The 944-nt window shown below is 75.1% G+C and carries 1 protein-coding gene; it reads right to left on the reverse strand.

From position 1 onward, the window contains the following. Positions 1–93 precede the first annotated feature (93 nt). Positions 94–944: 3'-5' exonuclease (locus ESO86_RS17705; protein ID WP_165308359.1), on the reverse strand; the 851-nt coding region annotated here is incomplete at its 5' end.

Consider the following 944-nt stretch of genomic DNA (forward strand, 5'->3'; position numbering starts at 1 on the left):
GGGCGAGGCACGAGGCGCTCGCGCTCGCGGCATCCGCCGTCGACGACCTGCTGCGGGCGGGGCGCTCGGCACTCGACTCGGCGACGGTCGTCGTCAGCGACGCGCCCGCGCCGGAGCCCCCGCGACCGACGCCGGTCGGGATGCATCCCGAGTGCGGGTGTCGAGCTCCCGGAGGAAGCGCGACGGCTCCCGTTCCGCTCGGCGTCCGGCCGACCATCGCGAGAAGCTCATCGACAGCCGTCGCCGTGCCCGCGTGATGCCGACGTAGAGCAGTCGGCGCTCCTCGTCGATCGCGTCCAACCCGGTCGCGTACGCGATCGGGAGCATGCCCTCCGCGAGACCCGGCAGGTGGACCTCGTCCCACTCGAGGCCCTTCGCCGAGTGCAGGGTCGCGATGGTGACCGCCGCGACCGCCGGCTCGTGATGGGTCTCCGCACGCGTGCGGAGGTCGTCCGCGAACGTGCGGAAGGTCGTGCCGGCGGGCTGGTCGTCGACGAGCCGGGCGATCGCGTTCAACGACTCCCACCGGTCCCGCACGGCGCCGGGACCCGCGGGCGGCTCGACGGTCCAGCCGAGCGAGCGGAGCACGTCGCTCACCGATTTGAAGAGCGGCTCGTCGGCGATCGCGAGCGCCGCGGCCCGGATCGCGTGCACCGCCTCCCGCACCTCCGGGCGATCGAAGAAGCGCTGCGCCCCGCGCACCCGCACGGACACGCCGACCTCGCCGAGCGCCTGCTCGAACAGCGCGGACTGGGAGTTCACGCGCAGCAGCACCGCGATCGACTCCGGTGCGACGCCGGCGTCGATACGCTGCCGCACGCGGGTGGCCACCCCCCGCGCCTCGGCGAGCTCGTCCGGGAACTCGAGCACCTCGGGCACCGGGCCGTGGGCGACCCGAGCGCGTCCGTCGCGGCTGCCGCGGTTGGGTGCCGGCTCGACCGCCG

Source organism: Agromyces binzhouensis, from assembly GCF_004135055.1.
Classification (GTDB): domain Bacteria; phylum Actinomycetota; class Actinomycetes; order Actinomycetales; family Microbacteriaceae; genus Agromyces; species Agromyces binzhouensis.